The sequence below is a fragment of the Amycolatopsis sp. NPDC104819 genome (assembly GCF_055583145.1).
The window spans coordinates 119451-140703 of the sequence record NZ_JBVJON010000017.1 but is presented as its reverse complement, the minus strand read 5'-3'; the positions used below and the strand labels follow the sequence as shown (position 1 = coordinate 140703).

Here is a 21253-nt window from a genome sequence, read left to right as displayed (position 1 = left end):
CCCTGCCCGCGCTCCGCTCGTGACCCTCGCCGGGCCACCGGCACAGGACCACCTCAGCACCCCGGCCGATCCGGGCAGAGTTTCGCGAAAGGACCGAAGATGACAACTCAGCCGTTGTCCGCACCCACCCCTGTCCAGGATCCGGCCGGCGTCGAGCCGCGGGAGTACGTGCTGCCGCCCGCGGAAGCGGCCGAGCTGCTCGCGCTCGTCCCGCAGGTCGAGGAGATCTGCGGCGACCCGCTCGCCGAGTCGTTCTACGACCGCGTGTGGCAGCTGGCCTCGCAGCTGCCGGCCGGGCTCCGCGGGTTCCTGGAGGACTTCCGGCGGACCGAGCCGGCCGCCGCCTGCCTCATCCACGGCATCCCGGTCGACGACACGCGGATCGGGGCCACTCCGCCGCACTGGCGTGACGCGATCACCACGACGTCCGCGCGCACGCAGGAGATCATCCTGGCGCTGTGCGGCACCGTGCTCGGTGAGCCGTTCGGCTGGGCGACGCTGCAGGAGGGCAGCATCGTGCAGAACGTGCTGCCGATCCGCGGCGACGAGAAGAAGCAGAGCGGGTACGGCAGCGAAAGCCTGCTGGAGTTCCACACCGAGGACGGCTTCCACCCGAACCGGTGCGACTACCTGATGCTGCTGGGCCTGCGCAACGCCGACCGGGTGCCCACGATCGTCTCCTCGGTCCGCGACGTCCGCCTCGTCGCCCGCGACTTCGAAATCCTGTCCGAGGACCGGTACTACATCTTCCCGGACGCCGAGCACATCCGGCAGCTGGCGACCAGCGACCCGGCCCACCCCGCGCTGGAGAAGCTGCGCCGCATGGTGGCTTCGCCGAAGCCGACCAGCGTGCTCTTCGGCGACCGGCAGTTCCCGTACATGCGCATCGACCGCCCGTTCATGCGCTGCGCCGACGACGACTGGGAGGCGGCCGAGGCGCTCGACCGCTTCATGGCCGAGCTGACGCGCGCGCAGCAGGAGGTCGTGGTCGGCCCCGGCACGCTGCTCATCGTCGACAACTACCTCGCCGCGCACGGCAGGCGGTCGTTCCAGGCGCGCTACGACGGCACGGACCGCTGGCTCAAGAAGCTGACCATCAGCCGCAACCTGCGCCGCAACCTCGCGGGTGTCAGCGCCGGCCGCCACCGCGTCATCATCTGAAGGGGACGACCATGCGCACGATCATCGTCACGGGAGCGTCCAGCGGCATCGGGCGGGCGACCGCCGAGCGGTTCGCCGACGGCGGCGACCGCGTCGTGAACTTCGACGTCGCCAAGCCGGAAGACACCGGCCGGCCCGGCGACGGGCCCGGTTCGATCAGCTGGCTCGAGGTGGACGTCGCCGACTGGCCTGCCGTCGGGGAAGCCGTCGAATCCGTGCACGCGGAGGAAAACCGGCTGGACGTCGTCATCGCCAACGCCGGGATCAGCATCCGCGGCGGGGTGCTGGAGATGACCGAGGCGGACGTCCGGCGCACCATCGACGTGAACCTGATGGGCGTGCTGGCGCTGTGGCGGCACGCGGCGCCCCTCATGCTCGAACAGGGGCACGGGGTTTTGCTGGCCACCGCGTCGGTCAACGGCTCGCGCGGTTACCCGCTCTACGCCGGGTACAACGCCACCAAGGCCGGCGTCGCGTCGCTGTGCCAGACCTTCGCGATGGAGCTGAGCCCGCTCGTGCGGACGGGGTGCGTCACCCCCGGCGCGGTGCTCACGCCGATGCAGCGCGCGGAGTACACCGACGAGATGCTGGCGGAGGTGAACGACCGGATCCCGGCCCGCCGGCACGCCGACCCCGCGGAGATCGCCGCGGCGTTCCACTTCCTCGCTTCCGCCGAAGCGTCGTTCTTCACCGGGCAGGAGCTGGTGGTGGACGGCGGCGAGACGGCCGGCGCCACCACCGCGTTCTTCCCCGGGCCGACCACCCCGTCGCCGCGGCGCGGCTGAGCAAGGAAGGAAAGCCCACCGGTCATGGACACCCGCACCGTTTTCGACCCGGCCGAGCTCGACACGATCGACTTGGCCGACCCCGTCCTCCACGCCACCCGCGACCTCACCGAGGTCTGGCGCCGGCTGCGTGCCGAAGCGCCGGTCTACCGGCATCGCGCCACGGAGCGGGGCGAAGCGTTCTGGGTGGTCACGCGCCGGGACGACATCGCGAACATCTACCAGGACAACACGTCGTTCACCTCCGCCCGCGGCAACATGCTCGACACGTTGCTGCGGGCGAACGACTCGGCGGTGGGCCGCATGCTCACCGTCACCGACGGGCCCGACCACACCGCCCTGCGCGCTGTCCTCACGAAGCCGTTCACGCCCCGCGCGTTGACGGCGATCGTGGACAGCGTCAAGGGCGGTACCCGCTGGCTGATCGAAAACGCCGTCCGGCGCGGGGAATGCGACTTCGTCTCCGACGTCGCCGCGCACATCCCGCTGGCGGCGATCTGCGACCTGCTGGGGGTGCCGGACGCGGACCGGCGGCACCTGGTCGAGCTGACGTCGTCGACGCTCGCCTCCGCCGACGGCCCGCCCACCCCGGAAAGCACGTGGACCGCCCGGAACGAGCTCCTGCTCTACATCTCCGAGCTGGCCGAGGCCCGCCGGGCCGAGCCGCTCGAGGACGTGCTGAGCGTGCTCGTCGACCAGGAGGTGGCCGGCCGGAAGCTGTCGCACGAGGAGATCATCTTCAACTGCTACAGCATCATCATCGGCGGGCTGGAGACGACGAGGTTCGCGATGGTCGGCGGGGTGCACGCGCTCGCCGGCCACCCGGACCAGTGGCGGGCCCTGCGCGCCGGGGACGTCGGCACGGCTTCCGCGGTCGAGGAGGTGCTGCGCTGGACGACCCCGACGCTGCACAGCGGCCGCCGGGCCGCGACGGACCTGCTGCTGCACGGCGAGCTCATCGAAGAGGGCGACATCGTGACCCTTTGGAACGCCTCGGCGAACCGCGACGAGCGGGCCTTCGCCGAGCCGGACCGCTTCCTCCTCGGCCGGGAGCCCAACAAGCACCTGACCTTCGCGCACGGGCCGCACTACTGCATGGGCGCCTACCTCGCGAAGGCCGAGCTCCACGCGCTGCTGGAGGCGTTGCGGGAGCTGGTGTCCGAGATCCGGGTGACCGGACCGGCCCGGCGGGTGTTCTCGAACTTCCTCAGCGGCTACTCGACGATGCCGGTCGAGCTCGTGCCGCGGTGACGCCGGGCGCGCGGCGGAGCATGATCCACTGCTGGACGCCCAGGGTGACACCGACGCCGAGCCAGAGCGCGTTGCTGTTGAACGCCTCGCCGAAGCCGAGGGACTCCACCGCGCCGAGACCCAGCCGCGCGACGACGGTGAGGATCCACAGGACGAGCGTCGTGCGGCCGCCCTTGCGCATCAGCTTCCCGGTGTCGTCCCGCCACATCGGCATCGTCCGCCCGCGCAGCACGCCGAAGAGCGCCGAGACCAGCAGGCCGACGACCAGGAACACGATGCCGACGGTGGTGAGGCTGGCCGGTCCCGGCGGCAGCAGGCCGCGCAGGATGAGCAGCGCGACCCACAGGAAGGTCTGGTTGCGGACCTCGCGCGCGCTGAACTGGCTGACGATGACGATCGCCGCGACGACCACGATGACGGCCGTGTTGATCAGGAGGAAGATCGGGTCGTCCGGCGCCAGGGGCGGCGCGGCGGCGGCGATCGAGGTCATGCGTGCACCTTTCGCGGTTCGTCCGGCCACACTCCCGGCGGCAGTACGGTCTTCAGCGCCGTGATGACGGCGGCCGGTCCGGTGCGCGGGAAGTCGTGCCCGCCGGCCAGGACCGTCAGGGAGAACTCGCCGGCCGCGCAGGCCGACCACGCGCCCAGCCCGGCGGCGGGGACCACGCGGTCCTCCGTGCCGCCCAAGACGTGCAACGCGCTGCGCAGCGGGACCGGGTCCGCCGTGAAGTGGGACTCGGCGAGCGCCAGGTCGGCCCGGATCGCCGACAGCGCCGAACGCAGGTAGTCCGGGAACCGGAACAGCTCGCGGGGGATCCCGTCGTGGGCGACCAGCCAGCGAACCAGCTGCTCGCCGCTCGCGTTCCCCAGCCGTTCGACCGGCTCGACCTGGGGAGCGCGCGACGCCGCCACCACGACGGCCAGCGGCGTCCGGTCGCCGTCCCGCTCGATCCGCCGGGCGAGCTCGTAGGCGAGCATCCCGCCGAAGCTGTGCCCGAACAGCACGTACGGCAGCCGGAACTCACCGGCCAGGCCGGTGTGCAGCTGGTCGGCGAGCTCGTCGACGGTACCCGGCAACACATCGGCAACTCGGGTGCCGCGGCCGGGCAGCTCGACGGGCGCCAGCTCGACCCCGACCGGCAGGTGCGCCCGCCAGCCGGTGAACGACCCGCTCCCGGCCCCGGCCTGCGGTAAGCAGACCAGCCGCAACGACGGCCGCGCGGTGGCGACGCGGCCCACGACCCAAGCGTCCGACAGCTGCGTCGCCGTGTCACCGTTCATGGTTCGAGGGTGACCCGCCCGCCGGGAACCCTCCAGGCAAATCCGCGGCAATCCGGGGGCAAGTGCGCGCCGGGCCGGCGGCCGGGCGGTGTTGCCGCGCGATTGCCTGGGATGCGGGCGCCGCGGCGGCCAGGATCGGGGCATGACCGATTTCGCTCCCGTGCTCGACGCCGAACTGGTCCCGGACGTGATCAGCCGGCTGGTGTACCTCGTCGCCCCGATCAAGGCCGACGACGTCGGCCCGAAGTCCCGGCTGATCAACGACCTCGGTTTCCACTCGCTGGCCCTCGCCGAGCTGGGCTTCACGGTGGAAGACCTCTTCACGATCGACACCCTGCCTCCCGAACGGACGATGTCGCTGGAGACCATCCAGGACATCATCACCCTGACGAACGAAGAACTCGCCGACGGCGGGGCCACCCTGCCCAGCGTCGCGCACCTGCAGTCGATCTTCAGCCGCTTCGGCGGCGAATGGCCCGCCGTGGCCTGACCGGGCGCCGGGCCGCCCATCGCGTCCCGGCTAGCCCGGCTCCTCGTCGACCGGCACCTGGGCCAGCCCGTGCCGGAACGCGAAGCTCACGGCCTGGGCGCGGTCGCGCAGCCCCGCCTTGGCGAACAGGTTGTTGATGTGGGTCTTCACCGTGCCCTCGGTGACGTACAGCCGCTGCGCGATCTCGCTGTTGGACAGGCCTTCGGCGATCAGGCCCAGCACCTCGGCCTCGCGCGGGGTCAGCGCGTCGACCGCCGCGGCCGGCTTGCGCTCGGCCGTCGCCAGCTCGGTGAGCCGACGCTGCACCGCGGGGTCGAGGGGCGCCTCGCCGCGCATCACCGCGTGGATCGCCGCGGAGATCTCCTCGCCGCGCGAATTCTTGGTGAGGTAGCCACGCGCGCCCGCCCGCAACGCGGCCAGGATCGACTGGTCGTCGGCGTAGGTGGTCAGCACCAGCACCTCGACGCCGGGGAACCCGGCCCGGATCCGCCGCGTCACCTCGATGCCGTCCATGTCCGGCATCCGCAGGTCCATCAGCACGACGTCCGGGCGCTGCTCTTCCACCAGCCGCAGCGCTTCCGCGCCGTTGCCGGCGTCGCCGGCGACCACCAGGCCCGGCAGCAGCCCGACCACCAGGACCAGCCCGTGCCGGACGACCTCCTGGTCGTCGACCACGACGACCCTGATCGGCTCCCCGCTCATGCCGGCAACCGGATCCGCACGGCGAACCCCGGCCCGGCCGGCGCGACCCGCACTGTGCCGCCCACAGTTCCCACCCGTTCCCGAATCCCCATGAGTCCCAGCGCCACTCTCGACACCAGTGCGACCTCCGTGTCATTTCCCGCCGGATCACCGGATCCGCCGTAAACGACGAGCTCACAATACACCGGGTTCCGGTGGAGAGTGACTCTCGCCGACGCCCCCGGAACGTGCCTGCGGATGTCGTCCAGCACTTCTTCGGCGCCGCGCAACACCATCAGGCGGTATTGCGCCGGCAGTTGTTCCGGGTCGCCGCTGATCAGCACCGGACATTCCCGGCCGGTGTTCCGCGCGAATTCCCCGGCCAGCCACCGCAGCAGCTCCCCGACCGACGCGCGCGGCGCGGCGGCCGAGCCCAGCACGTAGGTGGCCTCGGCGAGGCCCGACCGGGCGAGCTCACCCACCTCCGTCACCTGCCTCAGCACCTCCTCGCCCGCGCCTCCGTCGAGCAGCAGCAGGCGAACGCCCTCCAGGCTCACGACCTGAGCCGAAAAGGCGTGCGCCAGCGCGTCGTAGCTCTCGGCGATCAGCCGTGGACGCCAGTTCCCGGCGTCGTCGGCCCGAGGGCGGGGCCGCAGGACGCCGAGCGCCCTCGAACCCCACCGGATCGCCGCGAGCCGCGCTCTTCGTGCCCGGTTCCTAGCCACGACCCGATCGTAAGCGGGCGCCGGGCGCCCGGCTTCCACCTCGGGACAGGGACGTTCTCCACCCGTGGGAGGAGAACTCCCCTGCTCGGCAATCGATCGGCAAGTGACCGGCAAGGGGGACGCCACCCGTGAAGGCGCTCCCTACGATCGGCCTCACACCGCACGGCACCGCGTTGGGGGTGGTTGTGAGAATCGAGCTGCTCGGCGCGACGGCCATCGCGACCGCGGCCGGCCGGAGCCCGATCCGGGCCCGCAAGGTGCGCGCCATGCTGGTGCTGCTCGCGTTGAACGCCGGGCTCGCCGTGTCCTATCAGGACATGATCGACGAGCTGTGGGGCGCCAGCCACCTGAACAACGCCCGCAACGCGTTGCAGGCCAACGCGACGAGGCTGCGCAGGCTGCTGGAACCCTTCTCCGGCAACGGAGAGCTGCTCGTGACGGCGGGCGCGGGGTACCTGCTGGACGTCCCGCGGACCGACGTCGACGCGAACCTGTTCCTGGAGCTGACCGACCAGGGCGGCACGCAGGTCCGTGGCGATCCGATGAAAGCGATCGAAACCCTCGAATCGGCCCTGCGCCTGTGGCGCGGCCCCGCACTGGCCGACGCGGACGAAGGCCAGCGCGCCAAGGTGGCCGCCGCGCTGCTCGAAGAACGCCGGCTGACCGCGACCGAGGACCTGCTCGAAGCCCGGCTCGCCCTCGGCCACGGCCACCAGGTGGTGCCGGAGCTGCGCCGCCTGCTCAGCCAGTTCCCCGGCCGCGAACGGCTCACCGAGCACCTGATGCTGGCGTTGTACCGGTGCGGCAGGCAGGCCGAGGCGATCACCGTCTTCCACCAGGCGCGCCGGCACCTCGCCGACGAGTTCGGGCTCACCCCGAACCCGACGCTGCAGCAGCGGTACCAGGAGATCCTGGTGCAGGCCCCCACTCTGGCCGAGCCCTTCCCCGCCGGTCCGGCCGCACGTCCGCGCTCGGGCGCCGTGCGGCCGGGTCCCGGGTCCTAGCCGGCCGGCTCCAGCTCGAAGATCACGCTGTCGGCCGGCGTCTCGACGCGGTGCTGGGCGATCAGCCGCCACCCGCCGTCGGCGAACACGCCGTTCCACTCCTCCAGCGTCGGCAGGTAGACGCCCATCATCCGGTGCGCCACCTCGAACCCCAGGGTGAAGACGGGGATGTCGGTGTCGGGGATCGTGGTCGTGCGGGCGGTGTCGCCGAGCAGCAGCCGCCGGACGTTCGGGAACGCCTCGCGCAGCCGGCGCAGGGACACGACGCAGTCCTCGCGCGGCCACAGGTCGTGCCCCATCAGGAAGCAGGTCAGCAGGTCGACGTCGGCGAACTCCGGGCGCGGCCGCGGGGCGGTCGCGTCGTCCTTCACGAACGACACCCGGTCCGCGAGCCCGGCCGCGGCCACCGACTCCTGGGCGACGCGCAGGGCGCCGTCGGCGATGTCGATGCCGAGGCCGGTCGAGCCCGGGCGCTGCTTCAAGACCTTGATGACCCGCTCGGCGCTGCCGCAGCCGAGGTCGGCGACCTTCGTGAACTCCAGCGTCTTCACGATCTCGTTGAAGATCGGGTCGAAGAAGTTGGTGTTGATCTCCCGGCAGGCGATGGCGATGGCCGCCGAGTCGCGCCGGAAGTACTCGCCGACCCGGTTCTCGTTGCGCAGCACGGCGGTCATGTCCGCGAACAGCTCGGCGCACCCGCGCGAGAGCCAGTGGTGGAACGCGCGCGTCCGCACCACTTCGGCGAAGTTCACGTCGCAGAACACCGCGCCGTCCCGCCGTTCCACGACCCGCACGCTGGCGAGCGCGTGGAAGAGGGCTTCGGTCGACGCCACGTCGAGGTCGTGCCGGGCGGCGAAGTCGGCCACCTCGAGCTTGTCGTTGGCGGCCAGCTCGTCGAGCGCGCCGAGCTCCCACGCCGCGCTGATCGCGGACGAGGCCACGGCGGCGTTGTAGATGTCGGCAGCGGTCATCCTGGCCGGGGCCAGCAGTAGTTGTTCGGTCACTTCGGTGCCTCCCAAGGCTTGGTGCACTGACAGCGGGCCCGGCCGGGCCGCCGGTGAGATCACGCGCGCTGCGCGAGGAGAATCCGGTGCATCGGGGTGTCGACCAGCGCGGTCCGCCGCAGGCCGGCCCGGGCGAGCCAGCCGTCGTACTCGGCGAGGGAGTACGAGTCGCCGCCGCCGGTGACGAGCATCGAGGCGGCGAACAGCCGGAAGAACCGGTTCTGCACCGACTGCGGCTCGCGGCGGTCGTCCACGATCTGGTCGACGATGGCGACGACGCCGCCCTCGCCCACCGCGTCGGCCGCCTTGCGGAGCAGGTCCTGCGCGCCGGCGGGGGTCTGCAGGTGGATGATGTTCACCAGCAGCACGAGGTCGTGCCCGGTTTCCCAGTCCCCGACGAAGAAGTCCTGGACCCGGGTCATGAAGCGGTCGCCGACGTCGAGCTGGGCGGCCTGGTCCATGGCGATCAGCACCATGCGTTCGGCGTCGAGGCCGACCGCGTCCAGCCCGTCGAACCGTTGCAGGAGCAGCTGGCTGTAGATCCCGGTGCCGCAGCCGACGTCGACCATCGACCGCGGCCCGTCCGCCGTCCAGCCGCGTTCGGTCAGCTCGACGGTGAGCGCTTCGACGATCGGCGGGGCCCAGAAGTTGATGCCCTTGGCGACGGATTCGTAGTCTTCGGTGGACAGCTGGTTGGCCTGGGTCTGGTACTCACCGCCGTCGTCGACGGCGGGGCGCCGGACGTGCCGGGCGAAGTCCCGCCACGCGTCCCAGCCGATCGTGCGGTCGTAGCCGATCCGCCCGGCGAGGCTGTAGAGGCCGTCGGGCAGCAGGCATTCGGCCATGCCCTCGACCAGCCAGTACCGGCCGCCGTCGGTGCGGTGCACGATTTCGTAGCAGTACAGGCCGTCGAGCAGCATCCGCAGACCCTGGGGGTCGGCGTCCAGCCGGCCGGCCAGGTCCGTGGCCGTCGCCGGGCCGTCGGCCAGCGCGGTGAACACCCCGAGGTCGAACGCGGCCTCGATCATCCCGGGGGCGAACATCGCGATCAGGTGCTCGTAGATCCGGTGGGAAGCCCGCACGACCGCGGTGTCCCGCGGATCGCTGACCAGCTTCGCGTTGTCCACCAGAGGGGCCAAGCCCGCGGCGGGCGCCGTGCCTGCCGCCGGGTTTCCGGCGCTTTTCCCGTGGTGAGTGGAAATATCAACCGTCGTCATCGGTCCCCATTTGTTTTCGAGCACATCTCTCGGGCATGACGTGCTTTCCCGGTGATTTTTTCCGCAGAGGCCAACGTAGCAATGGGCGCTGACGGCTCGTTGACCGATCATTGATGCCGCCGGAACGGCAAAAGCGGCAACTGGAGGGGCAAGTGCCGGAAAGACAGGCAAGCCCGCTTTCCCGGGCCGGACCGGGAGCTACGCTCGGGCGGCACCGGTTCGGCGATTCTGGCGGGATAAGGGGACTTCATGACGACGATCGTTTCCGAACAGGTCTCCGAGGAGGAGACGCTGCCGCCGCCGGCCCCGGTCATCGACACCGACGTGCACGAAATGATTTCGGGCCCGCGGTTCGCGTTCTACATCGACGAGCCGTACCGCAGCCGCATCAACATCAACAACTGGACCGGCGTCCACCTGCCCTACACATGGCCGACGACGGGCGGCATCGCCCGCCCGGACGCGATCAGCAGCCCCGGCACCCGCGCCGGCTCGGACTACCAGCTGATGCGCGAGCAGCACCTCGACCGCTACAACGTCCAGCACGCCGTCCTGACGGGGCTGGTGTACCCGACCGAGTTCAAGACCCAGCCCGACTTCGCGACGGCGATCGCCCGTGGGTACAACAACTGGCTGATGCGCGAGTGGCTGCGCAAGGACGAGCGGTTCCTGGGGTCGATGCACATCGCGGCCCAGGACCCGGCCTCGGCGGTGGCGGAGATCGACCGGGTCGGCCCGCACCCCCGCATCGTCCAGATCATGCTGCCGGCGATTTCCCACGACACGCTGGGCCGCGAGTTCTACCACCCGGTGTACGAAGCAGCGGTCCGCCACGACCTGGCCGTCGGCTTCCACCACGGAACGACATCGGAGACGGCGGTAGGCCTACCCCCGTTCTTCCTCGAGTGGCACACGGCGGTCACCCAGGCATGGCAGTCCCAGCTGATCAGCCTGGTGGCCGGCGGGGTGTTCGAGAAGTTCCCGACGTTGCGGGTGGTGATGGTCGAGTCCAGCTGGACGTGGCTGCCGCACCTGATGTGGCGGTTCGACCAGAACTATCGAGCCCTGCGCCGCGAGGTGCCGTGGGTCAAGCGCCTGCCGAGCGAGTACATCCGCGAGCAGGTGAAGTTCACGACGCAGCCGATGGAGTACGTCGAGAACCCGAGGCACATGCTGGAGATGTTCGAGATGGTCGGCAACGACGAGTTCCTGATGTTCTCGTCGGACTACCCGCACTGGGACTCCGACACCCCGGAGCGGTCGCTCCCGACGAGCTTCTCACCGGAGTTGAAGCGAAAGGTCTTGTACGACAACGCGGCCAAGTTCTACCGGCTCGGGGAGTACGCGAAGTGACCCGCCACGTGGTGTGCCCGACAGCCGAGCTCCCCCCGGGCCGCACAAGGCTGTTCACGCACGAGAACCGCCGAATAGTGATAGCGGCGCTACCGGGAGGCGAGTACCGGGCATTGTCGGACCACTGCCCCCACCACGGCGGGTCTCTGTCAGCGGGTTCCCTGGAGCGAATGTGGCAGGCGGACGCGTGCGGCAGGCACGTGCCGGACGAGGACCGCTGGGTGGTGGTGTGCCCGTTCCACAACTACGAGATAGACGTCCGAACGGGTCGGCCGGTGGTCAAGCTGGGCCGCCGTTCTCGGGCGGCTACGTATGAGGTGGACGCCGAGGACGGGTTCGTGGTGCTTTACGTGTAGCGGTGATGGCCACCTCAGCTACCTTGCGTTGTCGGCCACCGACCCAGGTGCCAAGCGAGCAAGATGTCAGTGATCACGCCGTTGTGTGATATCCACGGCCCCACCATTGCACATGACAGACATGACCGAGCCACCCATGTCAGCAAACATCGCATTGTGTGACATCAAGAGCTGCCACGTTGCACGAAACACACATGACCAAGCCCTGCCGCCGACAAGCCAACGACCGACCTGCGCAGCCCTCAGCCTTGGACGCCGAGCTGCCATGTCAGTCATCCAGCCATTGTGCGACATCCACAGCTCCGCCATTGCACATGACTGACACATCCCCGCGCCCGACCTGGACGCGGGCGACAAGAGGACGCTTGCCCCGATTGAACCTCACCTTCACCCAGCAGGGATGGCATACAACCGGGACATGATGAACATGGTGCGTTAGACTGACATGGTGGACCTCGACGCCTTCTCCGAGCGAGCACCGGGCAGCCTCGTTCCCATCCATGGCACAGACCCCCGCCATGGCGAATGGTCACACAAGGCATTCGTGCCGGATCCGCTGCCAACCGAGTCCCCGGCACTGAGCGGGGCAACATACCGCGCCGTGGCGGACGCTCGCGCCGCCCTTGCCGCACTCGACAGCACCGCCCGGCGCCTGCCCAATCCTCGCTTGTTCCGCAGGCCTTCACTTCGAGCAGAAGCGCAAAGCACTTCGGCACTGGAGGGCACCTATGCACCCCTTGCCGAGGTGCTCACCGCCGACGAAGAGCAACCGGAAAGCACCGACATGCGCGAGGTGCTCAACTACGTGGCCATGGCCGAGACCGCGTTCAACGAGACCGAAACCGGCCGCCCTTTGACGGTGAGCGTCCTGGAAGAGCTGCAAGAGATACTCGTTCGCGGAACAAAAAGCGAAGGACCGTCTTCCGGAAAAGTTCGAGATCATCAGGTCGTAGTGGGAAAACGCGAGGGTGCGCACCCCCGAGACCTGCCCGTACATGCAGCACGCTTTGTACCGTCACCGCCCGGCCTGGATCTTGAAGCAAACCTTCGCGACCTCCTCGCGTGGACGGCGAACAAGGAGGCAGGGCGCGAGATCGACCCCGTCGCGTCGGCGGCGATCGCCCACTACCAGTTCGAGACCCTGCATCCGTTTCACGACGGAAACGGCAGAATCGGCCGAATGCTGATCGTGGTGAACCTCTACAACCAAGGAGTCCTGCTCGAGCCGACCCTGACCGTTTCACCGTGGTTCGAGGCACGCCGCAGCGAATACTACGACTATCTTTTCGCCGTCAGCACGGACGGCGCCTGGGATCCGTACGTTCACTTTTTTGCACAAGGTCTCGAGGCTTCGGCGAAACGAACGCACGAGCGCATGCTCACCCTTGTCGGGATACAGGCGGAGATGAAGGAGATCGTTCGCAAGTCTGCGCTTCGGGCAGACACCGCTCACACCCTGGTCGACTTCGCCGTCTCGAACACATCATTCACCGTCAGAGTAGTCGAGAAGGAACTTAAAATATCTTATGGTCGCGCAAATGGTCTTGTAAACCAACTTGTGCAGTTGGGAATACTTGCCCCGTTGCAGACCCGCTCGAGCGGTTCACGCAGGTTCTATGCACCGCGGGTCTACAACGTACTCATCGACGAAGCCTGAGCAGACACGCCGGACCGGCGGTTGGTGCCCCCGACGGGATTCGAACCCGCACTGAATCGATTTTAAGTCGACTGCCTCTGCCGGTTGGGCTACGGGGGCACCGCACACTCTAGGTGATGGCCGTCAGTTCAGCGTCCACGACTGGTTCGCCGCGCCCGTGCAGGTCCAGATCTGGAGCGGGGTGCCGTCCGCCGAGCTGGGGCCGGTTGCGTCCAGGCACTTGCCCGATGTCGGGTTCACCAGCTGGTTTCCCGATCGGGACCACTGCTGGGCGCCCGTTCCGTTGCAGTCGTACAGCTGGACCTTCGACCCGTTCGCCGTGCCCGCCGCGTTCACGTCCAGGCACTTGCCGAGGGCACGCAGCGTCCCTGACGTCGACGTCCACTGCTGGGCGTTCGTTCCGTTGCACGTGTACAGGTCCACCGTCGTCCCGTTGGCCGACGACGCGCCCGCCACGTCCACGCACTTGCCGCCGTAGCCGGTGATCGTGCCGCCTGAAGAAGGCGGCGGGGTGGTCGTGCCGCCCGTGATCGCGTTGAAGATGCGCGAGTACGCGTAGCCCGTCGCGCGGTCGTAGTCCTGGACCTCCCAGAACGACAGTTCCGCGACGCCGTTCTGGGCCGCGAACGTCTCCAGCTGCTGGGCGTCGGACTGGCTGAACTGCGCGCCGTCGTCGTTGCGGCCGGCGATCGGGGTCAGGCCCATCATCGCGTACGCCGCCGACGTCGAAATGCCGTACAGGCTCGCCAGCTGGGACGCCGACGCGCGGGCCGCCGACAGGGCGTCGCCCAGGACCGGCTGGCCGTCGTAGAAGTCCATCACCATCAGGTTGACGACGCTGACCTTCACACCCTTGTTCTTCGCGTCGCGCAGCAGGTCGAGCTCGTTCGACGGGATGCCCGTCGGGTCGACCGCGAGCGTGTAGTCGACCTGGACCGCCGAGTTCTGCTGCTGCAACGCGGCCAGCGCGGAGTTGCGGCGCTGGTTCGACCCCGTGTCGTTCAGGACGCCGCCCTCGATGTCGAAGTCGAGGCGGGGCGTGCCGTAGGTGTTGACGACGTTGGCGTAAGCCGCGGTCAGGCTCGCGGTGTTCGTGCAGGTCTGGGCCAGCTCGCCGCCCTCCGCGCCGCCGAACGACGGGATGACGTTGCCACCCGCCGCCTGCAGGGCGCTGATCTGCGACTTGAACGAGCCGACGCCGGTGCCGTTCGCCTCCCACACCGGCGTGCAGCCGGACTGCGGGGTCAGGAACGCCAGCGTGAAGAACTTCGTGCCGGTGGCGTTCATGTCGGCGGCCATGTCGCCGGCGTCGGAGTCGCTGATCTGCAGGTACGGCGCCGCGTAGTGGGCCGGGAAGGCGGGCCCGGCCGCGGCGGCCGTCGCCGGGGTGGTCGCGAGGACGGCGGCGCTCAACACGGCGGGCAAGGCCGCGACGAGTGCCGCTCTGGTGCGGGAAAAGGGCATGACTGAGCTCCAGGGGGACCGTGGGGAGGGAGCCGGAGCGGACTTATTCCGCGTTGTGAAGAAAGGGATACCCGCTCAGCGGCCCAGTTGTCCAGACCATGTCGCTCACCGGCACACAGCCGGTCAATTCCCCTTAAAACTCCTGAAACACCCGTTCTCTCGCGCAACACGACTTACCGGGCACGACACGCCCTGAGGTAGCTGAGGAACGAAGCCTGCAGACCGGTCACGTGCGTTTCGCGCAGGACCGCACTGCTGACGACCCCACGCGAACCGAGACGGTGCAGAACGGCCGCCGTGTTCCGGGCGAGGTTCTGGTAGATGGCCAGCTCTCCGAGAAGCTCCCGGTCGTTGAAAGTCACGTGGAGCTTGGCTGCGGGCCGGCTGTCACCCAGCTCCTGAAGCTGAGCGAAGACCCGGCTGCCCTCACTGGCCACACCAGGGCTACCCGCGCCGACGCTCTCGAAGAGCGCGCAATCGCTGAGCCACGCGTAAAGGCTGAAAAGTCCCCCATAGGAATACCCGAAAAGGCCGTGACCGCCCGCGGCCGTGCCGTAGTCGCGCTCGATTCGCGGATGCAGTTCCGCGGTGAGAAAGCGCAGAAACGCGTCCGCGTGAGTGTCGCGCAGCTCGGCGAGATACGCCTCGGCCTCCTCGCGCGTCATCGCCCCGGCCTGCAGGCCCAGCTCCACCGCGTCGACGAGCTCCGGGGCGATCGGCTCGCCGGGCGGCACCAGATCCCTGTTGCGCAGCCGCGCCCAGTGCTGAGCCTCCTCGCCCGCGTAGCCGACGCTGACCTGGATGTACGGCTCGATCCGCTGCATCGGGTCCAGCTGGGTGACGATGAGCGGCGCCGTCATGCCCACGGCCCAGTTGCCGTCGAGCACGTACACCACCGGCGCCCGTGTCGAGGCCGGGTCGTAGCCCGGCGGCGTCGTGACCCAGACGCCGTAGTCGTGCCCACCGCTCGACCGCAGCTCGAAGTAGTCGGTGTCGGCCAGGCAGCCCTGCCACATGACGCTCATCGCAAGTCCCCTCCGTCGGCAGCCTGCCTTTTCCAATGGATAAACTGCCGGGGTGAACCTGTCAAGCTCAGCGCCGAAGGGCGACGCGCGCGAGCGGCTCCTGGCCCGGCTTCTCGACGCCTTCGACGAGGCCCTTCCCTCGCCGGACGTGTCGCTCCGCGAGATCGCCGCGCGGGCCGAGACCAGCCACGCCCTGCTGCGCTACCACTTCGGGTCCCTCTCGGGCGTCTTGGCGGCCATGCTCGAGGCGCAGCGATCCCGGGACAACGAGGCGCTTTTCGAGGCCGCCCGGAACGGCGCCACCTTCGACGACCTCGTCGTCGCGATCTGGCGGGCCTACCTCCGCCCGGAACAGCTCTCGCGCGCCCGCGGCTTCTTCCACGTCGTCGGGCTGGCCGCGTACCGGCCGGACGACTTCCGCGACTTCGTCGACTCGCTCGACGACCTGACCCGGATGCTGGCCTCGCTCGCGGAACACGAAGGGCTCGGCGCCGAGGAAGCGCTGACGACGGCCACCGTCACGATCGCCGCGATTCGCGGGCTGCTCCTGCAGGCGGTCCTGAGCCCGGAAACACTCTCGGCGGACGCCGTCGCCTTGATCCTGCGAATGCGGACAAACCAGACAAGCCAGCCGGGCTCGAAGCCCTGAGCAACGCTCCCCCGCACTGCCCGACCAGGTCATACTTTTTGATTATTTCGGGCACTTCGCGCCTGCCGGGCGATGAGCATGCAGTAACGTCGCTCTGTCCAACAGACCCCATTCAGGTTAAGGCGAGGTGACGCTCCACCTCGCCCGAACGTTCGAGTCGAGGCGGCGCATGCACCCTGAACTTCAACCGGGCGAGGACTTCGCCCTGCTCCTGGAGCGGGAGGCCCGGAAACTCCAGGAACGCGGCGAAGCGCTGGCGGCGGCGTTCGCCGCGGCCGGGTCCACCGTGCGGTCCCCGGACGGTTCGGTGACGGTGACCGTGGAGGCCAACGGTTCGCTCAGCTCGATCGAGTTCGGCAACCGGGCCTGCGGGCTGGGACCGGCCAACCTCGGCGCGCTGGTCATGAAGACGGTGCGCGAGGCGCAGCGCAAGACCGCGGGCAAGGTCGTGGACACCTACTCCGAGATCAACGGGGACGACCAGGCCGCCCAGCTGGTCCGGACCTTCCTGCCGAAGGTCGAGGAGGCCGAAGAAAGCGCTCCCGAGCAGGACAAGTGGGCTCCGGAAGCGCACGACGAAGAGCCGGCCGGACGGCGGATGCCGCCGCCGGGCCGCCCGATGCCCCCGATGCCGCCCCCGGGGCGCCCGATGCCGCCGCCGGGTGGAGCCATGCCGCCGCAGCCGGGGCGTCCGATGCCGCCGCAGCCGGGCCGGCCGGCGCCGCCACCCCCCGCGCCGCCGCGGCGGTCGCAACCCTTCGACGACGAAGAAATGAGGCCATGGTGAGCGACGGGATCGCGGCACGCTGGGAGGCACTGGGCACCTTCGCCACGTACCTCGACGACCTCGAACAGACCCTGCAGCAGAGCGCGGACATGGTCGGCAGCTGCGTCGGCGACCCGGGCATCTTCGGCATCACCGGCGGCCAGCTCTACGGGGCCGGCGCCAGCATGCACTGCGCGAAGGCGCGGGACCACCTGCACGACTATTCGTCGAAGGTGAAGGACTTCTCGGACAAGGTCCGCGACGCCACGAAGAAGTACCAGGAGGGCGACCAGGAGGCGGAGGCGACGATCACGGGCGCCGCCAAGGGCCTGGGAGAGGTGAAGGTCAAGTGAGCGACGAGTACCACCGCGGCGATTTCGGCAACAACGCCGGTGTCAAGGCCGACGACTTCAAGGACCCGGAGAACCCGGGCGGGGGCGACACCGCCGGCGCGGGTTTCTTCGACACCGCGTTCGGGCTGAAGAAAGCGGTTGCCGAGGGCGACAGCCTCAGCATCGGCATGGCGTCGGTCGGCATGGCGGTCGACATCCTCGGCATGGTCCTCGACCCGCTGGGGTCGCTGCTCACCGCCGGCATCGGCTGGCTGATCGAGCACCTGGTGATCTTCCGCTGGCCGCTGGACGTCCTGATGGGTGATCCCAAGGGCATCGACGCGGCCAAGGAGGCGATCTGGGCCGAGGGCAAGAAGGTCCGGGAGGAGTCGGAGAAGCACAAGGCGGCCACCCAAGAGGTCCTGAAGACCTGGTCGGGTGACGCGGCGGAGAAGTTCCGCACCGACATGGAGGGTGTCAGCGCCCAGATCGACGCGCTGGCCGACTACGTCGACTTCGCCGGCAAGCAGATGGCGATCGCGGGCGGCCTCATCGGCACGGTGCGCGGCATCATCCGCGACCTCATCGCGATGACGCTGGCCGGCATCGTCAAGGCCGCGATCATCGCGGTGGCGCTGGCGCCGATCACGTTCGGCGCCTCGATCGTCGCGGCGATCACCAGCACGATCGTCGAGGTCGGGGTGGCGATCGGCAAGATCGGCACGAAGATCGCCGACCTCGCCAAGAAGCTCGCTCAGATGCTCAAGCTGCTGGCCAAGACCCGCGGCGCGGCCGACGACGTCGTGAAGAACGCGATCGGCGACGGCCTCGGCAAGGTCAAGCTGCCGAAGCCCGGGCCGCACACCCCCAAGCCGCCGGCCGGCGAACCGCACGGCGGCAACCAGGTGGTCAAGCACGATCCCAACGCGGGCGGCGGGAAGAAGCCGGAGGACACCACCCCGGAGGGGAAGAAGCCGGACGAGCCCACGCCCGACCCGAACAAGCCGAAGACCCTCGGCGACAAGGTCACCCGCATCGTGCGCGACAAGCTGGCCAAGGAACTGGAAGCAAAAGCATCAACGCCCGAGCAAAAGGCGGAGATGGAAAAGCTCCTCAAGAATTTCGACAAATGGGCCGGCGCGCCGATCACCTTCACGAGCGGCAACTCCAAGAAGGCACTGGAGGGCATCGAGAAGGTCGTGAAGGTCATGAGCGACCCGACGTACGGCGCCCAGGGCCTGGGTGGGAAGACCATCGTCGACATGATGAAGGCCATCCCACCGGCCGCGAAGGACGACCCGCCGGAGGACGACGAGGCGGAGAAGTAAGCACGACGGAAACGGCGCCCCGATTCACACCGGGGCGCCGTTTTTGGTTAGTTTCTCGCCTGCCGTAACAAGGTTCCGATTCCGGAAGACTCTGCCGCTGGATGGGCAACCCACCGGCAACCGGATTGAAGGTATGAGATGGCGAACAAACACGTCAACCAGGACAAGAACGCCAACAGCCAGCGTGCCCAGCAATCCGCCGCGCGCAAGGCGGCCCAGCAGCAGCGCGGGTCGAACAAGTTCAAGAACGGCAGCAACAACCACAACGGCGCGTCCACCAGTCAGAGCGGCCAGCCCAAGCGCGGCTAGGAGCTGTCCTGTAAGTCATCGGAGCCAGAGCACGATGGCGGCGATGGTGAGTTCTGCCCGATAGTAAGCGGCACGTTTGGCGTAGCGGGTGGCCAGGTCACGGAACTGCTTGAGCCGGTTGAAGCACCGCTCGACCACGTTGCGCTGCTTGTAGACCTCAGCATCGAATGTGGGTGGTCGCCCGCCGCGGGAGCCCTTGGCGGCGCGGCGGGCGATCTGATCGTCCCGTTCCGGGCTGACGAAGGTGATCTGCCGGTCGCGCATTGCCTGCCTGGTCGAGGGATGCGAATAGGCCCTGTCCGCGATCACCGTTTCCGGCCGGCACCGCGGACGCCCGGGCCCGGGGCGGGTGACGCTGATGCCATCCAGCAGCGGCAGCGGCTGCGGGTTGTCCCCGGCTTGGCCTGGGGTGAGCAGGATCCGTATCGGCAGGCCCCGCCCTTCGACGGCGAGATGGATCTTGGTGCTCAGCCCGCCGCGGGACCGGCCGAGTCCTTCCCCGTCGCAGGCGAGGGCTTCGATTCCGTCGCTGCATCCCCCTTTTTCCGGGCGCCAGCGGCATACTGATGCGCCCGGACCACGCTCGAGTCGACCGAGATGATCCACTCGAGGTCGCCGACGGCGTCGTCTTTGACGATCACCCGGTCGAGGATCCGTTCCCAGGTGCCGTCCTTGGTCCACAACCGCAGCCGTTCATGCGCGGTCTTCCAGGGACCGTAGCGGTCGGGCAGGTCACGCCACGGGGCGCCGGTGCGCAGTTTCCACAGGATCGCGTTGATCACTTGCCGGTGATCCCGCCATCGCCGGCCGCCGCCCTGCACCGGTGGCAGCAGCGGCTCGATCACCGCCCAGGCCTTATCCGTCAACTCACCGCGACCAACCACCGCGCATAGTTACCAGAGGTCCAGCTCAACCACTTACAGGACACACCCTAGTCACGCCGCCGCCGTAAACCGGAAAGCCCCGTCCACCGGAAGGTGAACGGGGCCCGGCAAAACCGAAACCTCAGGACTTCGAGACGCGCGCGAACTCGTCCTTCGGGTTGTTGATCTGACCCAGCGAAATGACCTCACGCCGGAACAGCCCACCGAGGATCCAGTCGAAGAGAATCCGGATCTTGCGGTTCCACGTCGGCATCGCCTTGAGGTGGTACGCGCGGTGGAAGAGCCACGCCGGGAAGCCCTTGATCTTCAGGTTCAGCGCGTCCGCCACACCCTTGTGCAGGCCGAGGCTGGCCACCGCGCCGAGGTTCTTGTGGTAGTAGTCCTTCGGCTTTCCGCCGCGGATCACCTTGATGATGTTCTTCGCCAGCAGCGTCGCCTGGCGGACGGCGTGCTGCGCGTTCGGCGGGCACGTCGCCGTCGGGTCCTCTTCGGTGCGCGAGAGGTCCGGGATCGCCGCGTTGTCGCCCGCGGTCCAGACGTCCGGGTGGCCGACCACCTGCATCGCGGCCGTCGCCTCGACGCGGCCGCGCTTGTCGAGCGGGAGGTCCGAGTCGGCCAGGACCGGGTTGGCCTTCACACCCGCCGTCCAGATGAGCGTGTCGGTGTCGAACTCCGTGCCGTCCGAGAGCACGACGTGGCCGTTCTCGAACGACTTCGCCGCCGTCGAGAGGTACACCTCGATGCCGCGCTTCTCCAGCTGCTCGACCGTGTACACGCCCAGCGTCTCGCGGACCTCGGGCAGGATGCGCCCGGCGGCCTCGACGAGCACCCAGCGGACGTCGGCCGGCTGGATGTTCGGGTAGTAGTTCTCCACCGCGAACCGGGTCATGTCCTCGAGCTCGGCCAGCGCCTCGATGCCGGCGAACCCGCCGCCGACGACGGTGAACGTCAGCAGGCGCTTGCGCAGCTCGGGGTCCAGCGTGCTGGCGGCCTCGTCGAGCTTCGTCATGATGTGGTTGCGGAGGTAGATCGCCTCGCCGATGGTCTTGAAGGCGATGCCCTGCTCGACCAGGCCCGGGATCGGCAGGATCCGGGCGACGGCGCCGAGCGCGACGACCAGGACGTCGTACCCCAGCTGCTCGATGTGGCCGTCGGCCGCCTCGACCGTGACGGACTTCTTCTCGTTCTCGATCTTGGTGACGCGCGCGGTCAGCACGTGGCACCGCTTGAGGACGCGCCGCAGCGGCACGACCACGTGCCGGGGCTCGATCGCGCCGGCCGCGGCCTCCGGGAGGAACGGCGCGTAGGTCATGTGGGGCTGCGGGTCAACGACGGTCACGGAGGCCTCGTTGGCCCGGAGCATCTTCTGGAGGCCGTACGCCGTGTAGAGCCCGACGTACCCACCACCGAGGACGAGGATCCGAGTCGGTTCCGACTTCGACTTCGCAGCAGCCATGACCTCATAGTCGCACCTTCACACGGACCTTGCGAGGGGACCCCATCTCGCTGTGACCAGCGTCGCTGCACCTTC

Annotated in this window: 23 protein-coding genes and 1 tRNA gene; 13 read left to right on the top strand and 11 right to left on the bottom strand. The window is 69.0% G+C overall.

From position 1 onward, the window contains the following. Positions 1–99: 99 nt before the first annotated feature. Genes gntD through ACZ63E_RS40045 form a run of 3 tightly spaced genes read left to right on the top strand, consistent with a single transcriptional unit; the run spans position 100 to position 3197 of the window. On the top strand, positions 100–1161 hold the full coding sequence (gene gntD / locus ACZ63E_RS40055; protein ID WP_465341530.1) for a guanitoxin biosynthesis L-enduracididine beta-hydroxylase GntD: 1062 nt from the start codon (positions 100–102) through the stop codon (positions 1159–1161). A gap of 11 nt (positions 1162–1172) precedes the next feature. Continuing rightward, positions 1173–1946, top strand: coding sequence for an SDR family NAD(P)-dependent oxidoreductase (locus ACZ63E_RS40050; protein WP_465341528.1), 774 nt, complete (start codon positions 1173–1175; stop codon positions 1944–1946). Positions 1947–1970: 24 nt separating this feature from the next. Continuing rightward, the gene (locus tag ACZ63E_RS40045; protein ID WP_465341526.1) at positions 1971–3197 is read left to right on the top strand and encodes a cytochrome P450; all 1227 of its coding nucleotides are present in this window, start codon (positions 1971–1973) and stop codon (positions 3195–3197) included. Here ACZ63E_RS40045 and ACZ63E_RS40040 read toward each other — a convergent pair. Then, positions 3154–3687, bottom strand: coding sequence for a hypothetical protein (locus ACZ63E_RS40040; RefSeq protein WP_465341525.1), 534 nt, complete (start codon positions 3685–3687; stop codon positions 3154–3156). The genes ACZ63E_RS40045 and ACZ63E_RS40040 overlap by 44 nt on opposite strands. Beyond that, complete coding sequence (locus ACZ63E_RS40035) at positions 3684–4478, bottom strand: thioesterase II family protein (RefSeq protein WP_465341524.1); 795 nt, start codon at positions 4476–4478, stop codon at positions 3684–3686. The genes ACZ63E_RS40040 and ACZ63E_RS40035 overlap by 4 nt, the downstream gene beginning before the upstream one ends. Before the next feature lie 142 nt (positions 4479–4620). On the opposite strand from ACZ63E_RS40035, the gene ACZ63E_RS40030 reads away from it, so the two are divergent. Further along, positions 4621–4968 (top strand): phosphopantetheine-binding protein, encoded by a 348-nt coding sequence (locus ACZ63E_RS40030; protein ID WP_465302531.1) that lies wholly within the window; start codon positions 4621–4623, stop codon positions 4966–4968. A gap of 30 nt (positions 4969–4998) precedes the next feature. On the opposite strand, the gene ACZ63E_RS40025 is transcribed toward ACZ63E_RS40030, so the two are convergent. After that, positions 4999–5670 (bottom strand): response regulator, encoded by a 672-nt coding sequence (locus ACZ63E_RS40025; protein ID WP_465341523.1) that lies wholly within the window; start codon positions 5668–5670, stop codon positions 4999–5001. After that, positions 5667–6374, bottom strand: a complete 708-nt coding sequence (locus tag ACZ63E_RS40020; protein ID WP_465341522.1) for a sensor histidine kinase — start codon at positions 6372–6374, stop codon at positions 5667–5669. Before ACZ63E_RS40020 ends, ACZ63E_RS40025 begins: the two co-directional genes overlap by 4 nt. Positions 6375–6553: 179 nt before the next feature. Between ACZ63E_RS40020 and ACZ63E_RS40015 the strand changes: the two genes are divergently transcribed. After that, positions 6554–7378, top strand: coding sequence for an AfsR/SARP family transcriptional regulator (locus ACZ63E_RS40015; RefSeq protein ID WP_465341521.1), 825 nt, complete (start codon positions 6554–6556; stop codon positions 7376–7378). On the opposite strand, the gene ACZ63E_RS40010 is transcribed toward ACZ63E_RS40015, so the two are convergent. Then, a complete protein-coding gene (locus ACZ63E_RS40010) occupies positions 7375–8382 on the bottom strand; it encodes a class I SAM-dependent methyltransferase (protein ID WP_465341520.1) in 1008 nt (335 codons plus the stop codon). The two genes, ACZ63E_RS40015 and ACZ63E_RS40010, sit on opposite strands and share 4 nt — an antisense overlap. A gap of 59 nt (positions 8383–8441) precedes the next feature. Then, positions 8442–9509: a methyltransferase family protein gene (locus ACZ63E_RS40005; RefSeq protein WP_465341519.1), complete on the bottom strand. Its 1068-nt coding sequence runs from the start codon at positions 9507–9509 to the stop codon at positions 8442–8444. Between the two features lie 339 nt (positions 9510–9848). Here ACZ63E_RS40005 and ACZ63E_RS40000 point away from each other — a divergent pair, with 339 nt between their 5' ends. The 3 genes from ACZ63E_RS40000 (at position 9849) to ACZ63E_RS39990 (ending at position 12965) form a co-directional block, all read left to right on the top strand. Beyond that, positions 9849–10952, top strand: a complete 1104-nt coding sequence (locus tag ACZ63E_RS40000) for an amidohydrolase family protein (RefSeq protein WP_465341518.1) — start codon at positions 9849–9851, stop codon at positions 10950–10952. Then, entirely contained in the window at positions 10949–11308 is a 360-nt protein-coding gene (locus ACZ63E_RS39995) for a Rieske (2Fe-2S) protein (protein WP_465302517.1), read from the top strand. The genes ACZ63E_RS40000 and ACZ63E_RS39995 overlap by 4 nt, the downstream gene beginning before the upstream one ends. 448 nt (positions 11309–11756) lie before the next feature. Next, a complete protein-coding gene (locus tag ACZ63E_RS39990) occupies positions 11757–12965 on the top strand; it encodes a Fic family protein (RefSeq protein ID WP_465341517.1) in 1209 nt (402 codons plus the stop codon). Between the two features lie 22 nt (positions 12966–12987). Here ACZ63E_RS39990 and ACZ63E_RS39985 read toward each other — a convergent pair. From ACZ63E_RS39985 to ACZ63E_RS39975, 3 genes are all read right to left on the bottom strand, one after another. Next, a tRNA-Leu gene (locus ACZ63E_RS39985) sits at positions 12988–13064 on the bottom strand. A 24-nt stretch (positions 13065–13088) separates the two neighbouring features. Continuing rightward, positions 13089–14429, bottom strand: a complete 1341-nt coding sequence (locus ACZ63E_RS39980; RefSeq protein WP_465341516.1) for a ricin-type beta-trefoil lectin domain protein — start codon at positions 14427–14429, stop codon at positions 13089–13091. A gap of 173 nt (positions 14430–14602) precedes the next feature. Next, positions 14603–15454: an alpha/beta hydrolase gene (locus tag ACZ63E_RS39975; protein ID WP_465341515.1), complete on the bottom strand. Its 852-nt coding sequence runs from the start codon at positions 15452–15454 to the stop codon at positions 14603–14605. Positions 15455–15506: 52 nt separating this feature from the next. On the opposite strand from ACZ63E_RS39975, the gene ACZ63E_RS39970 reads away from it, so the two are divergent. The 5 genes from ACZ63E_RS39970 to ACZ63E_RS39950 all read left to right on the top strand — a co-directional run bounded on the left by ACZ63E_RS39970 (position 15507) and on the right by ACZ63E_RS39950 (position 18838). Beyond that, entirely contained in the window at positions 15507–16103 is a 597-nt protein-coding gene (locus tag ACZ63E_RS39970) for a TetR/AcrR family transcriptional regulator (protein ID WP_465341514.1), read from the top strand. 169 nt (positions 16104–16272) lie between these two features. Continuing rightward, positions 16273–16890 (top strand): YbaB/EbfC family nucleoid-associated protein, encoded by a 618-nt coding sequence (locus tag ACZ63E_RS39965; protein ID WP_465341513.1) that lies wholly within the window; start codon positions 16273–16275, stop codon positions 16888–16890. Further along, complete coding sequence (locus ACZ63E_RS39960; RefSeq protein ID WP_465341512.1) at positions 16884–17222, top strand: hypothetical protein; 339 nt, start codon at positions 16884–16886, stop codon at positions 17220–17222. The genes ACZ63E_RS39965 and ACZ63E_RS39960 overlap by 7 nt, the downstream gene beginning before the upstream one ends. Continuing rightward, a complete protein-coding gene (locus ACZ63E_RS39955; protein ID WP_465341511.1) occupies positions 17219–18529 on the top strand; it encodes a hypothetical protein in 1311 nt (436 codons plus the stop codon). The genes ACZ63E_RS39960 and ACZ63E_RS39955 overlap by 4 nt, the downstream gene beginning before the upstream one ends. Before the next feature lie 138 nt (positions 18530–18667). Beyond that, on the top strand, positions 18668–18838 hold the full coding sequence (locus ACZ63E_RS39950) for a hypothetical protein (protein WP_465341510.1): 171 nt from the start codon (positions 18668–18670) through the stop codon (positions 18836–18838). Between the two features lie 15 nt (positions 18839–18853). Here ACZ63E_RS39950 and ACZ63E_RS39945 read toward each other — a convergent pair. Further along, a protein-coding gene (locus ACZ63E_RS39945) for an IS5 family transposase (RefSeq protein ID WP_465341509.1) occupies positions 18854–19722 on the bottom strand; the annotation gives its coding sequence in 2 pieces (ribosomal slippage) (positions 18854–19348 and positions 19351–19722; 867 coding nt in all). Positions 19723–19843: 121 nt separating this feature from the next. Further along, the gene (locus tag ACZ63E_RS39940) at positions 19844–21178 is read right to left on the bottom strand and encodes an NAD(P)/FAD-dependent oxidoreductase (protein ID WP_465341508.1); all 1335 of its coding nucleotides are present in this window, start codon (positions 21176–21178) and stop codon (positions 19844–19846) included. Between the last annotated feature and the right edge of the window lie 75 nt (positions 21179–21253).